At 34.7% G+C, this 15,148-nt stretch carries 12 protein-coding genes; 3 read left to right on the top strand and 9 right to left on the bottom strand.

The window, feature by feature from the left end:
• Positions 1-366: 366 nt before the first annotated feature.
• The 3 genes from AY605_RS13485 to AY605_RS13475 are packed head-to-tail and all read left to right on the top strand — an operon-like array spanning position 367 to position 4,101.
• Positions 367-1,470 (top strand): polysaccharide biosynthesis/export family protein, encoded by a 1,104-nt coding sequence (locus AY605_RS13485; protein ID WP_155857673.1) that lies wholly within the window; start codon positions 367-369, stop codon positions 1,468-1,470.
• Complete coding sequence (locus AY605_RS13480) at positions 1,470-1,898, top strand: low molecular weight protein-tyrosine-phosphatase (RefSeq protein ID WP_064096896.1); 429 nt, start codon at positions 1,470-1,472, stop codon at positions 1,896-1,898. Before AY605_RS13485 ends, AY605_RS13480 begins: the two co-directional genes overlap by 1 nt.
• A gap of 16 nt (positions 1,899-1,914) precedes the next feature.
• Entirely contained in the window at positions 1,915-4,101 is a 2,187-nt protein-coding gene (locus AY605_RS13475; RefSeq protein WP_064096895.1) for a polysaccharide biosynthesis tyrosine autokinase, read from the top strand.
• Positions 4,102-4,539: 438 nt separating this feature from the next.
• Here the strand turns inward: AY605_RS13475 and AY605_RS13470 are convergent, their stop codons facing one another.
• The 9 genes from AY605_RS13470 to AY605_RS13430 form a co-directional block, all read right to left on the bottom strand.
• Entirely contained in the window at positions 4,540-5,169 is a 630-nt protein-coding gene (locus AY605_RS13470; RefSeq protein ID WP_064096968.1) for a sugar transferase, read from the bottom strand.
• A 1,173-nt stretch (positions 5,170-6,342) separates the two neighbouring features.
• Complete coding sequence (locus AY605_RS13465; protein ID WP_064096894.1) at positions 6,343-7,296, bottom strand: hypothetical protein; 954 nt, start codon at positions 7,294-7,296, stop codon at positions 6,343-6,345.
• A gap of 91 nt (positions 7,297-7,387) precedes the next feature.
• Positions 7,388-8,536: a glycosyltransferase family 4 protein gene (locus AY605_RS13460; RefSeq protein WP_064096893.1), complete on the bottom strand. Its 1,149-nt coding sequence runs from the start codon at positions 8,534-8,536 to the stop codon at positions 7,388-7,390.
• Positions 8,536-9,402, bottom strand: coding sequence for a glycosyltransferase family 2 protein (locus AY605_RS13455; protein WP_064096892.1), 867 nt, complete (start codon positions 9,400-9,402; stop codon positions 8,536-8,538). The genes AY605_RS13460 and AY605_RS13455 overlap by 1 nt, the downstream gene beginning before the upstream one ends.
• Before the next feature lie 2 nt (positions 9,403-9,404).
• The gene (locus AY605_RS13450) at positions 9,405-10,547 is read right to left on the bottom strand and encodes an O-antigen ligase family protein (RefSeq protein WP_064096891.1); all 1,143 of its coding nucleotides are present in this window, start codon (positions 10,545-10,547) and stop codon (positions 9,405-9,407) included.
• A gap of 150 nt (positions 10,548-10,697) precedes the next feature.
• Complete coding sequence (locus tag AY605_RS13445; protein WP_064096890.1) at positions 10,698-11,585, bottom strand: glycosyltransferase family 2 protein; 888 nt, start codon at positions 11,583-11,585, stop codon at positions 10,698-10,700.
• A 13-nt stretch (positions 11,586-11,598) separates the two neighbouring features.
• Positions 11,599-12,843 carry an O-antigen translocase gene (locus tag AY605_RS13440; RefSeq protein WP_064096889.1) on the bottom strand — a complete coding sequence of 415 codons (1,245 nt, stop codon included), beginning with the start codon at positions 12,841-12,843 and terminating at the stop codon, positions 11,599-11,601.
• Positions 12,844-13,959 carry a DegT/DnrJ/EryC1/StrS family aminotransferase gene (locus AY605_RS13435; RefSeq protein WP_064096888.1) on the bottom strand — a complete coding sequence of 372 codons (1,116 nt, stop codon included), beginning with the start codon at positions 13,957-13,959 and terminating at the stop codon, positions 12,844-12,846.
• A gap of 63 nt (positions 13,960-14,022) precedes the next feature.
• The gene (locus AY605_RS13430) at positions 14,023-15,114 is read right to left on the bottom strand and encodes an acyltransferase family protein (RefSeq protein ID WP_064096887.1); all 1,092 of its coding nucleotides are present in this window, start codon (positions 15,112-15,114) and stop codon (positions 14,023-14,025) included.
• Positions 15,115-15,148: the final 34 nt, after the last annotated feature.

The following is a 15,148-nucleotide window of genomic DNA, read 5'->3' as shown; positions in this document are numbered from 1 at the left end:
ACTGTAAAATGATTTCTAAATAGTCAAAAAAACTCTTATATATCCTCATCTCAATCTTTAGATTGATAACTTAAAATGCTGAAATATCACATTAATGATGATAGGCATCCTTCTTTCGGCAGGCATACTAGCAGAAAAACATGAAAATTCTGTTGTGATTTAACACCAAAAAACAAAAAAAATAAGAAAATATTTAACTAAGCTTATGCAGGAATGCTCTAGAAAAAGATTTGGATGGGCAGGCAGGCCTTATTCTCTTTGTTCACTGTTCAATTAAAATCAGATACATTTTGTTATAATAAAATCAAAGTTCTCAGGTAGAATATCGCAGATTTAACGAATTAAATATTAAAAACGGGATTTCATGTGCGACAAATTCAACTGGCTTTTTTACTGACTTGCGGTCTCACTTTGACCGGCTGCGCAGTGACCTCTGGTCTGCAAACTTATGACCTACCAGCAGAAGGTGTTTATCAAACCGAACTCGGCACTTCAGTCAATGTGATTAAACTCACCCAGGACTCTATGCTGGCCGTTCAGCCTGCTGTACAAAACATTCAACAAGACTACGCCCATTTGTTTAGCACCCCGCATCGTAGCTACAGTCTGAGTCCGGGTGATATCCTGTCCATCTATTTATGGGCCTATCCGGAAATGACCCCGCCTAGCACGACCATTAGTAGTGACCAGTCTGCTCAGGCTAACGGTTATCAGATTGACTCACAGGGCTATATCCAGTTTCCAATTATTGGCCGCTACAAGGCTGCAGGCAAATCTCTGACCCAAGTCAACCGCGAGTTGCGTAGTCAACTGGCCCGTTATTTAAAAACGCCGGATGTCATTGTACGGGTTCTGTCCTATCAGGGTCAGCGCTACTCCGTTCAGGGCAATGTCATCAAAGGCGGTCAGTTTTATTTAAGTGATCAGCCGGTAAGTGTCTATACGGCATTGGGCATGGCCGGTGGTGTCAATGCACAACAGGGCAATAATGCTTCCATTACCTTGGTTCGTCAGGGACAGACCTATACCCTGAATACGGTAGAACTGGAAAAAGCAGGTTTTTCACTGCATAACTTGCTGATCCAGCCAAATGACACTTTATATGTGAACAATCGCGAAAATCAAAAAATCTATGTCATGGGTGAATCTGGTAAAAACCAGTCCTTGCCACTGCGCGATCAGGGGATGAGTTTAAGTGATGTATTAGGTGAAAGTTTGGGCCTAAATCCACTCTCCGCCAGCCGCAGCAAAATTTATATCGTGCGCAGTCAGCCGAATGCTGTGCATACCGAAGTTTATCAAATGGACTTGAGTAGTATTGCCGACTTTGGCCTGGCCAACCAGTTCAAGATGCGCAGCAATGACATTGTCTATGTTGATGCTTCAGGTCTGGCACGCTGGCAACGTGTCGTGAACCAGATGATCCCGTTCTCGAATGCACTCTATAACCTGGATCGTTTGGGACAATAATGCAGATTAAACATATTTTAGTGGTTTGTATTGGCAATATTTGCCGCAGTCCGATGGCCGAATACTTTTTAAAACAACAGTATCCGCATTTACAGATTGAATCTGCCGGTATTGCGGGCATGGTAGGACATGCAGCAGATGAAAAAGCCAGTCTGTGCATGCAAAGTTTGGGCATTGATATGAGCCCGCATGTCGCTCGAAAGCTGAATGCCGAGATGATTAAACAGGCTGATCTGGTTCTGGTGATGAGTCAAAATCAACAAAAACATCTGGAACAGACCTGGCCTTTTGCCAAAGGTAAAACCTTCCGTTTGGGGCACTGGCAAGCCAGGAATATCGCTGACCCCTATCAGCATGACCAAGCTGTATTTGATGATACCTGCCAGTTAATACAGAGCTGTATTGCTGACTGGAAAAAATATATTTAAATTTGAAATCAAGATTATGAGCCAAAATAGCAATACTGAAGATACGATAGACTTAAAAGAATTATTTTTTTCACTCATTGCCCAGTGGAAGCTGATTGCGCTGTGTGTCATCTTAAGCGTGATCTGCGCATTGCTGTATTTAAGAGTCACCCCGGACACCTATTCAGTCGATGCGCTGGTACAGGTCGAAGAGAATAAAGGGGCTTCTGCTGCCTTATTGGGTGATCTATCCAACATGATAGAGCAAAAGCAGCCGGCTCAGGCAGAAATAGAACTCCTGAAATCGCGTCTGGTGCTGGGTTCGGCCATTAAAGCCTTAAACCTCGATCTACGCATCGCTGGCACTGAAAACAGCTTTACCGACCGTTTACTATCACCGCATGACTATCAGACCGAATACAGCAAAACATCTGTTTTGTTTAAGGACAATGGTAAATCCTTTGATATCCGTCAGTTTGAAGTACCGGCTTATTTTCATGACAAAAATTTACGTCTAGACTTTCAGCAAGGTAAATACACTTTAACTGATCCGGCCACAGAACAGGTGGTATTCTCTGCGCCATTAAATCAGCGCAGTCAATTACATTCCGAACATGGTGAATGGAAAGTTGCCATTTATAGCCAGGACCAGTTAAAGGCACCTTATCTTGTTCAAAAGCAATCCCTTCCCGCTGCAGTAAAATCAATTCTCGCCAATTACTCGGTTGCAGAAAAAGGCAAAATGACCGGTGTATTAGGCCTGAATTATCAGGGTACGGATAAACAGCATATTACTGAGGTGCTCAATGCCATTCTGGCTGCCTATAGCCAGCAAAATATTGAACGTCGTTCTGCAGAAACGGCCCAAACGCTTAAGTTTCTGGATGAACAGTTACCTGAATTGCGCCAGCAACTGGATGTAGCTGAGCGAGAATTCAATACTTTCCGTCAGCAATTCAACACGGTCGATGTCACCAAAGAGTCGGAACTGTATCTGACCCAAAGTATTAGCCTGGAAACCCAGAAAGCTCAGCTCGAACAGCAAGTCGCTGAGGCTTCTGCCAAATACACCAATGAACATCCGGTGATGCAGCAGATGAATGCACAACTGGCTGCCATCAACAAAAGAATTAACGAGCTGGAAGGGACTTTAAAGCAGTTACCCGACCTGCAACGCCGATACTTGCAACTTTTCCGTGAAGTTGAAGTGAAACAGCAGCTCTATACTGCCCTGTTAAACTCTTATCAGCAGCTACGAATTGCCAAAGCTGGTGAAATTGGTAATGTACGTGTAGTCGATACTGCTGTTGAACCATTAGAACCAATCAAACCGAAAAAACTGCAAATCCTGATTTTATCCATCTTCTTGGGCGGGTTCCTGGGAACCTTGCTGGCACTGCTACGCAATATGCTACGTTCGGGCATTAAAGATTCCAGTCAAATTGAAAATGAACTAGATTTGCCGGTATATGCGACGGTACCTCGCTCACCTGCACAAAATGGCTATATCAAGCTGGCCAAGAAGAAAAAATATATTCCTATACTGGCAGTTAAAAACAGTGATGATATTGCGATTGAGAGTTTGCGTAGTATGCGTACTGCCATTCACTTTGCTTTAAGCAATGCACGGAACAATATTGTGATGATTTCTGGGCCTGCACCAGAAGTGGGTAAATCTTTTATCTCGACCAACCTGGCTGCAATTTTGGCACAAAGCCAGAAACGTGTGCTTTTAATTGATGCAGACTTACGTCGCGGTTATATCCATAAATACTTTAATCAAAATCATCAGCCTGGTTTAGCCGAGTATTTAAATAAACAGGCTACTTTAAATGAAGTGATCAAAGCCACAGATATTCCAGGATTAGATCTATTGACTCGGGGTAAAAGCCCGGTGAATCCCTCGGAGTTACTCAGTACCCCATTATTTGGGGAAATGCTGACTCAGTTATCCAGTCAATATGATCATATCCTGATTGATACTTCACCTATTCTTGCAGTGACTGACGGGATTATCATCTCACAACATGCGGGTGTGAATTTGTTGATTGCACGTTATGCACAGACTCAGATGAAAGAGCTGGAATTAACAGTCAATCGCTTTGAACAAGCTGGAGTTAAGGTAAATGGCGTGATCTTGAATGATATCCAGCGCTCCAGTGCAGGTTATGGCTATGGTTATAATTATGCTTATTCCTATAAGGCTTCAAAAAATGAAGACTAGGTCTTTGACCTAGATATCCTGCTTCAAACAGATTCAGAATCATTCAATTTAAATCTGTTTGAAGCTTTTCATATTTATCTGAATAACAAATATTATTATAACCAAGCCTGTATTCAGTAATCAGAACGCTACTGAACAAGATAGTTTAAGCAAACCAAGCTGAATAGATTATCTAACTCTGCACTGTAAATCTAAATTACTGACTCAATATGCAGACATTCTAAAAATAAAATATCAGTCATGACCTTTTTTAAAGATTTTTATTTTTTGTCCAACGGACACAAATTAAAAGTTTCCAAGCTGGATAAAACAAGCTCTTTTTAAAAAAATACAGGATTAAAAACAAATAGTGAAATTCATTCTCTCTAGTACGTAATCATTTCTGACTAGAAAATAGCTTCCTAAACCCGCAATAACTGAAGCAATTTCTTAATCATATTATTTTACCTCTTTGGTATATAAAGGAGTTTCAGGTATATTTTTCCCTGAAAATCTTGCAGCACCAACTTCCTGATCAGGAGCATTAATTCCCTCCTGACTCAACATCACTTTAGCTGTTTTAAACATGATTTTAAAATCAAGCCACACGTTACACTGTTCAACATATTTTACGTCAAATGCAAATTTTTCTTCCCAAGACAAATTATTACGTCCACTTACCTGAGCAAGTCCTGTCATACCTGGCTTTACTTCATGACGTCTCATTTGTTCATCAGTATAATGTTCAAGAAACTCTTTCATTTGAGGCCGGGGTCCGACAATACTCATATCTCCTTTTAGAACATTAATGAGCTGCGGCATTTCATCTAAACTGCTAGAACGTAACCTTTGTCCAAATGGAGTAATACGGAATTTATCTGGTAAAAGATTACCCTCTTTATCTACAGCATCCCGCATAGACCGAAATTTAATTATTTTAAATAATTGACCATTTTTACCCGGTCTTTCCTGATAAAAGAAAACAGGCGACCCTAAATTTTTCCGTACCTTATAAGCTATTATAATAAAAACAGGAAATAATATGAGCAAAGCCAGGCAGGCAATCACTATATCAATCAATCTTTTCAAGATATCCTGCTTATATTTAAGCATATCAGCAACAGAATAAGCATATACCTGAGGCATTAAAGAATTTTTTAAAATTAAATTATTTTTATGCATAAAATTCCTGAATGGCTTTTTATCCACTTTATTAGGTTGATCTTTCTTTAAAGAAAACTGTATTATTTTATTTTTATAATGCCCCTCATTCATCGAATGTTCTTTTAAAAAAATATTATTTTTTTCATTAAATAAAGGCTTATATATTAAAATAGTACTTTCTTCATTTCTTTTAATATTCTTTTTTTCTTTTTCTATTATCATTAATAAACACCTCGATATGTCTATTTTTCAGAATCATAGCAAGGATATTTAATTTTAAAAATAAATTATGTTTTAACCAGCTAACAAGCAATCAAATGAAATCAAAATAACCTGATATTAATATTTTTTTTATTATTACTTTAAATCTAAGTAGTATTAGTGAAATTTTATTTGATAATTAAATTAAATTTTTATAGAATTTGCAATTAAATTAGCCACTTATGAAATTATACCCAGCTAGTGCAATCTTCCAGATATTTATAACAGAGAAAGAAAATTATTGTTAATTAACAAAAATATCAATTACAAAATACAACACAGCTCACACTAAAAAAAATGTGACAAAATGTGATCTAATTTGCCATTTTGTGACAAAATACACAGATTTCCTTATAAGCGGATCAAATCCTAAACTTCTGGAAGCTCATTCAAAAAACATAAAATAGATACAAGCTTTTGAAATTATTATAAATAAATGAATTATATCTTTTTAAAGCTGGCGTCATTGATAAATAGGTCATTTTCAGCATGGACGGACATATTAAACTTAATTTTTTATCCCGCCGGCACAGCATTTAGCCTGTGTATAACTTACTCTCAAATAAAATACTGTCGTTACAGTAATATTGATACATTATATGTATCGCTTTATTGTCGTTAAAATACTGGATATCCTTGTACCATTCAGGCAAGGACAGATGGCCTGTGACCAGGTTGTATACAATGAAAGAAATTACATTAAGATAGTAGCCCATGATTACACAGATTAAATTTGCAATCTAATCTCTGCACTATTTGTCATTCACTCTTGGTTCGTCGAAGCAAGTGGTGGTACAAATAAATAGGACATAGGCTGGCTTAGCCAAGCGCCGAGTTTTATAAATCTATACTATAATAATCATGCACAATTGCACGTGCACCAAATCGTTCTTTTTGATAGATTAAACCCTTATTCAAAAATTTTCCTTCATTCTCGTTAGAAGTACCAAAATCAAATATTTTAGCAAATTTTTTACTATTATTTATCAAGAAATCAATCAGATAGTCTAGAACCTTTTCTTCCCGACCTTTATCATTACTGGCCAAATACTGGGTATGTACCACTCTATCAGTTTCAAAAGTGACTGCTGCTGCCACAATATGACCGTCAATACAGCACTTATAAGCTTTTATATTATTAGGGAATCTACTTTTTAATAAATCTATTTCAATTTCATTATGTACAGGTTGCTGATTATGATGCTGAAGTAACACCTCACGCAGAACCCCCCAAACTATACTGGGCTGATCTACTTCTTCACAACTAACCCCATTTTTTTTAAGTTTCTCAATTGATCTTCTTTTGCTTGCTGAATATGAGTATTCTTCCTCTAAATAAATAGAAGTACTAATATCTCTACGATAAAGATGTGCATGATTTATAAATAGAGCATATAAATCTTCTTGTGCCGGATAATTATGATAAATTACCGGGATACATTTATATATAATTTTTTTAATATTTCTATCTTTTAAAAAAATCTTTAATTGATTGAATAACTCAATCATATCAATGGCATGTAAGCCTCTATTAATTAAAAACCCCCCAAAGGTTAGACCTTGATGACTATAAAAAATATTATCTTTAATATTGCCAGGCAACAATGCCATGATTTTACCTTTATCATTTTTAAATATTAAAGAGAAATCTTCAAAACGATCAGAATGATATTCCATAAAATCCCGATTAAATATAAAATGATAATTTTTACATGTTAATAAAAATTCATTCCACCCGCGCTTATCAAAATCTTCATATTTTTTTATTTGAAAGCTTATATCTTCGATCACTATAATCTCCTATATCATATAAATCTTTATTATTTTTAAAATTAGGTATAGCTAAAATTTAATTTTTATAATTAAAAAATATTTTTAAGAGCTAAATCATTTCTAATATTTGTAACAACCGATGATTAATATGAACAGCATTAAAATTCTTTTTGGCATACAAAAATCCTTGATATCCCATTTTATTTACCTGTTCCGGATGCTCTATAAAATAAATCATTTTGTTTACTAATGCCCTTACATCCCATTTTGGAATCAGAAAACCCGTAACTTCATTTACTACAGTCTGATTGCAGCCTGGTACATCAGTAGTAATTACCGGCCTTCCTATTGCCATTGCTTCTTGAGTACTGCGAGGTACGCCTTCTCGATAATAGGAAGGTAATACAAAAACTGCACTCTCACGTATTTGTTGATCTACATCCTGTACAAAGCCAGCGTATTCTATAATTCCTGTTTCTATCAATTGATCTAATTGTGCCTGTTTCAGACCCGTGGGGTTTTCAGGATCCAGCCCCCCTATAATTTTAAATGTTATATCGGGATATTTTTGCTTCACTATTTTAGCAGCTTCTAAATATTCAAATATACCCTTCTCAGCAATGAGCCTGGCAATAAAGATAAAAGATAATTTTTTTTGATCATCCCATTTCGTATAAGCATAATCATGCAAATTAAGACCAATTGGTCCCAGGACTTGAATTGCATTTCTTTTATGGGGAAGGTTATAACGATGGACTAGATCTTTGGGGTCTTCGCGATTAAGAAAAATAATTTTGTCTAGATATGGAAATGCCAGCCGATATAGAGAAATTTGTACAAAGCGTATGAATTGGGCTTTCAGACTGAGCCCATGTTTATGAATGGTAAAAGGCGAACCCAATCCTTCAATCATGCCATAGATATAAGGAACCTTGGTTCTGTAAGCAGCCAAAGTTGCATAAATAACCGGTTTAGTTGAATATGAAAATACAATATCAGGTTGAATTTCTTTTATTTTTTTAATCAGCTGATAGGTTGAACCCAGATCAGCCAATGGGTTTAATCCACCACGACTAAGTTTATAGGTAACCAGCGTAACTCCTAAACTTTTTATTTTTTCCAACCATTCACTGGTGTATTCAGACACAAAAGCATAAACATGATAATTCTGTGCTAAACAGGACAAAATGAAATCTTTGCGGAAGCCATAAAGATTAGAAGCTGTTGTTCCAATGATAATAATTTTTTTAGAGACCATTATTTTATACGCTCTATGAGTTCTAATTGTGATATATAAAAGTTTTTATCCTCATCAGAAACAGCGGTTATCCTACGACTATGTAAAATCTTCATTAACTTCAAAAAATCTAATGTTTTTACAATAATTTTTTTTATCTCAAATTTTAAAAGAATCCTATTTTTCTCGCGATCAGCGATTATATTATTATAATATTTTTTGATTACTTCAATCTGGGTATTATAACCACGGATCATTTTCTCTTTTTTTACATTTTCTACTTCTCGATAAAAATACAAGGGTTCTTGCATCACCACATAATTAAAATCATTTTTTATAGCTGCTGAGAGCCATAATTCATAATCTTCAGCTAGGCAGTTATTTTCCTGATAAGGATTTCTTTGACACCAAGCCTTACGTGCAAGAAGTGAAGGATGTAATAAATTTGTCAAGCCTTGCAAAATTTCTTTTGGCTGCATCTGGTGGGTAGAAAAAATTCTTTTTCCTAGAATTTCATTTTTATTTCCAATGGAATATAAGCTGGTAACAACCAAATCAATCTCTGGATTTTCATTTAGGACTTTAATCTGTTTTTCAAGCCGGTCTACAGCCATTAAATCATCAGCATCCATACGCGCAATAATGTCATATTTTGCTTCACTAATAATCTGATTTAAGCGATAGGGTAATCTTCTATTATAACCATCAGAAATGATACGGATTCGAGGATCGAGAAATGATCGGGCTATTTCTAAAGATCGGTCTGTCGAACCATCATCTACCAGTATGAGTTCCCAGTCTTGAAAAGTTTGGGCAAGGACAGATTTAATCGCATCTTCCAAGAATTTTTCAGCATTAAAAAATGGAATTCCGATAGAAATATACATATTTATTCATCCTTATTATTATTTGAAAATAATAAAAAAGCCGCCAATAAAAACCAAAAAATAATTGTTCTTGCGCTATAAGTGGTGAACCCATATAACATTGGCCCTAATAATATCATCTTGTTGGAAAGCGATAGTTTCTTGAATATTTGATATAAAAATATTAAAAATAAGGATATTCCTATAATCCCATAATAAAATAAGATACCTAACCAAGTTGAGTGAATTTCATTTCCTGTAGGGTTATATAACCAGTGGGCGCCTTGCCCAGCACCAAAAATCAAATATTGAGGATAATCTAAAAAACTAAAAAGACCACGTCCTTCTACCTGACTGTCTCGTTGATCTAACCCTTCCATAAAGCGTAGTGCAATACTATCAAAGACCCCCAAGTTATATAAAAAGTAGCTTAAGCTTCCAAAAAGTACTAATGTTCCAATGAATACAAATATTCTTTTATTCAGGTCCCCTTTTTGACTAAATATAAGTCCCAGAGTTAACATTAAAAAACCAATTGAAGCAGATCGTGACATGGTCAATAAAATCAAGAATAAGGCTAAAAAATAGACAGTTATTTTTTTAAAGCCGTTTCCTGAAATATATAGGTAAATTGCACAGCTACTCAGCACCCAAAATGCCATCTGGTTAGGATCATTAAAAAGACCATTGTATCGAGGTTCAAAATCATAACGACCTAAGTTGCTTGCCCAGATAATAATTTCAACAATATAGGAAAAAGGGATCAGGAATAATAATTTTTCATAGAAAAAATTAATCTGAACTTGATTTAAATTCATCATTAATAGAAAAAACAATAAATTAAATATCCAGTAAACAGTCGACATCATATAACTTGAATCGAGAACAATTAAATACCAAGCAAAATTTACACAAATTGCATAAGCAACAAATAATAAAATTATATTTGAATATTCAATATTTATTTTAGAGCTTTTGCTAAATAGTAATAAAATAGCACCCATAATAAAAATATGGCTGAATTGGGGAACTCCACTTGACCAAAAATAAAACTGAGATAAAAAAAATGAAAATAGTATAAGATATATAATTGATTTATCTCTTATATTAGTATCACTTAAAAAAATAATGTTATTTTTTGAATTAGTTTCATTTAAAATAATCATTATCTATTCCTTTTTTATTGTCCTTTACTTAGCAGAAAAGCAAAAGAACCGATTAATATTTATATTATTAATTTAATTATTTTCTTATTTAAGATATTTTAAAATTATGTTTTCTAACAAAATTAATAATATTTATCAAACTTATTTATATTAAAAATCTTTTTTAATCAATAACCAGTAAAAAAACCTGAAAAAATCATATGTTAAAATTTCAGATGGATATTCTCTCAAAATACTGAGCATTTTTTCTAATGATTGTTTTTTGGAAAATAACCCTAACTCGAATGCATTTATCCATAAAGCTCTTTTTTTTGCTTTATTAAATAGAATATGATTTTGGTACTCATTTAAAATCATCATTCTCGAATCATGCATAAGTGACGTCTGTTTATGCATATTATTATCATGTAGCCTGTATTTAGCAAAAATAACAGGAAGATAACATAACTCCCCTTCCTGTGCTAAAAGCAGCCACATATACCAATCTTCGATTTTTACCTTAGCATCATAACCGCCAATTTTTTTCAAAGCTTTAGATCGGATCAGTTGGGTCGTAGCTGGCAAATCATGTTCTAATAATAAAATTTTTTCAAAATTATAACTTTGTCTTTTTTTTACCCTATTTTTGACAAGATTGGACTCATTATCAATAACCGCCACTCCTCCAAATACTGCGATACAATTTTTGTTCTGGTTTAAAAATTCGGATTGTATTTTTATTTTATCTTTTAAGATTATATCATCTGAAGCCAGAGAAGAAAAATATTCTCCCTGTGTCCATTCTAATGCTTCATTCAAGGTTGCACTCAAGCCCTGATTGGGTCGATGTCTAAACTCAAATCGGGTAAATCGTTTTTCACAGAGCGGAATCAGTTCTTGGATTTTTTCTACGGAAGAATCTGTAGATCCATCATCAATGACAATTAACTCAATATTCTGATACGACTGCTCAATGACACTCCGGATACTGTCACACACAAATCTCTCATGATTATAACTTGGTATAATGATAGAAATTAAAGGGTATTCAATTTTCATATTATATCTCTTTTTATTCTAATGGTTTAAATATAAATAAACTGATAACTATCCAATATATCCCGTAATTTACCAGGTAAGCAATTGAAACCCCTTCAAATCCAAAAACCTGGGTACATACATAGGTCAAAACCAGAAGGGACACAGTAAATATAATTTCTGTAGAAATATACAGTTTGGTCATGGCTTTGCTTAACATTAAATAAGCAAGTATCCAGCTCCCTATTTTTAATGCATCACCCATCATTTGCCAAAAGAACAGGCTTTGCATGGGTGCGAAAGAGGGACTGAACAATACGTTGATAATCCAATCACGTAGCACAAAAACGATGATTCCGCCTACCACAGCCAGTGGAAACAGGAACTTGTAGCCTAAATAGATTTCTTTCTTAATTTCATCAAGCATCTTGAGTTCTGATAAACGTGGTAAGTAATAGACTCCCAATATTGTTGTAACCAGCATCAGGTATACGGTACTTAGACGGATCATCGCTTCCCAGTATCCTGCATATGCCAGGCCAAACTCCTGGCTTAAATAGGCGCGAATCAGCATTTGCGATAAAGGCACGCAGATTGCACTCACCAATGCCATCCAGACAAAAGAACTAAATTTTTTAGTAATTTCGAGGTCTATTTTTCCAAACAGAGATGAAAATTTAAACCACTTCGCTCGATAACACAGAAATAAAGTCACTATAAATGTAATAGACTGATAAATAGATAATGCAATCAAGGCACCATATAGATGTAATTTTATAGCCAAAATACTGGTAATAATAAGCGCGAATAAACTGCCTGCAATATTGGCAATGACCAGTTTTAATATTTCTTTTTTTCCATTTAGTATTGCTAAAAACAATGTATTAAAATTAAAAAATATTAAAAATACTGCGAACCATACGAAAACATTTTGATATTCAAGGGTATGAAATATATACAGTGATAGCTGGCTTTGGAAAATTAAAATTAATATTGCAAAAATCAGGCTGAATAGAAAAACAAGACTGCCTGCAGTTTTCCAGATTGCACGTTGTCTGTTTTGATCTTCATGATACTCGGCCGTATATTTAATGACGGCAGTATTAATTGCGCTACCCGCAAAAGTGGTCACCATTTGAATAAAATTTTGAAATTGTCCTAAAGCAGCATATCCAGTCGGTCCCAGATATACAGCCAGAATTTTATTCAGTACAAACAGGGTTAGGGTCTTAATTAACACCGCCACACCATTGAGTACGCTGGTCGTAAGTAAATTCATCTATATTTGAAAACCATTACATAACTGAACAACCTGCTTTGCTTCATCTACAGATAAAGTAGGCCCGATCGGCAAGCTCAAGACCTCGGCATGAATTTGTTCTGAAATTGGTAAACTTAAGTCATTCCACTCTTTATAAGCTTGTTGTTTATGCGGTGGAATCGGATAATGAATCAGTGTCTGTACCCCATGGTCTGCCAGATATTTTTGTAATTCTTCCCGATGTCGGGTTCGAATGACAAACAAATGCCAAACATGCTGGGTATAAGTTTCCGTGTCTATATTTATGAGTGGAAGCTCAATGGCCGGATTTTGAATTCCTTTTAAATAGAGATCTGCAATCTGACGGCGATGCTGGTTCTCCCGATCCAAAAATTTCAGTTTTATATTTAGAATTGCAGCCTGGATTTCATCAAGGCGACTATTTACTCCAGGTACCAGATTTTTATATTTTTCATGTGAGCCATAATTACGTATAGCCTTTAGCATATCGGCTAACTCGGCATCGTTGGTGGTAATCGCTCCCCCGTCTCCTAATGCACCCAGGTTTTTACCCGGATAAAAACTAAAGCCTGAGGCATCTCCCCAATTTCCTGCTTTTTTACCCCCTATTTCAGCACCATGAGCTTGGGCTGAATCCTCTAAAACCAGTAAATGGTATTTCTTGGCAATACTCATAATTTCTGGCATTGCAGCAAGCTGTCCATATAAATGAACTGGTAAAATTGCCTTGGTTCGGTCTGTAATGGCTGCTTCAATTTTTTTAGTATCAATATTAAAAGTATGAATATCCGGTTCGACCAGCACCGGTTTTAAATTATTTTGTGAAATCGCGAGAATACTTGCGATATAGGTATTTGAAGGCACAATGACTTCATCTGCCTCATGAAGTTTTCCCAGTTCCTTCCATGCACGTAGGGTCAGAATAAGTGCATCCAGTCCATTCGCCACTCCGACGGCATACTGTGTACCACAATAGTTTGCAAAATTTCGTTCAAATTCTTCTAATTCTTTGCCACATATATACCAGCCTGAATCAATGACCTGCGTACAAGCAGTGATAAGTTTTTCACGGTATTGCGCGTTTATTGCTTTTAGATCAAGAAAAGGAATCATTCTTATCAATCTCACATCATTTTTTTATTTATTTTTTAATTTCAATTCTATTAAAATTAAAGTTTATTTATTTAGTTCATAACTCTTAGATTTAAAACCTGGTTCTAATAAAAATTGTTTCATTTTCCTATTGAGAGGTTTTTCGATATATTTATACATTAAAAAACTAGCGATCAAGGTGATTATAAAAATAATTCCTGAAAACAGCATTAAATCTATATCGAATGACAGTAGCTTTTTTATATAATTTAAAACTTGAATTTCTAAAACATGAAGCAGATAAAAAGAAAAACTAATTTCACCCGCTAGTACCATATATTTACTTGATAAAAATCTAGTAATAATGCTCTTTTCCTTTGCAACATGAGATAATGCAAAAACAAGGATAATAGCTGCCATCGGTAGCCAGTAGTAAATAGAATACCTGTAACTTATATTGATATCATCATGAAATACAAAGAATAGAACAAAAAGAAAAATTGCTGCAATTTCAATAACGAAAACAGATCGGTTTATTTTAGAGTAACTTAATTTTATTTTTTCAAAAATATCAAACAGGACCATGCCCAGTAAAAAATCAGAAAAACGCACAAATGGTGAGATATATAGCCAATAGTGATTCTGATTTTTATCCAGCTGAAAATTTAATAGTAAAATACCTATAAAATACAAAATAAAAATATAGCCTCTTAATTTTTCAGACATTAAAAGTGCAAAGGGAAAAAGTAAGTAAAAGAACATTTCATCAGAAATACTCCAGGAAGGAGAATTTAATGAAAAATGAATATTTTCTTCCAGAAAAAAACTTTGCATCAGAAAAATATGCTGAAACAGGTATTCCCACCCTTGTCCATACTGGATAAAGGTTAATAGAAGCACAATCACCGTGGTTGCAATATGTACCGGATATACCCGTGCTAAGCGAGAAATATAAAATTCTTTTTTTGAAATACTTCCTGTTAGAAATTTTTCTTTATAGTTATAGGCTAAAATAAATCCGCTTAATATAAAGAAGAAACTGACACCTAAAAATCCTTCATTAAAAATATTATTAAAAACATCTGCATAATATGTGTCATTTTTGAGAAAAGCCAAATGACTCAGAAAAACAAATAGTGCAAAAAACATACGCAACGATGTAAGCGGCTTAATCATCTCATACATCTCCTTAATATTTATTATTATTTAA

Origin of the sequence: Acinetobacter sp. SFD (genome assembly GCF_001647575.1) — a bacterium.
Classification (GTDB): domain Bacteria; phylum Pseudomonadota; class Gammaproteobacteria; order Pseudomonadales; family Moraxellaceae; genus Acinetobacter; species Acinetobacter pecorum.
The sequence above is the reverse complement of the archived record's forward strand: the minus strand, read 5'-3'. Positions and strand labels throughout refer to the sequence as shown.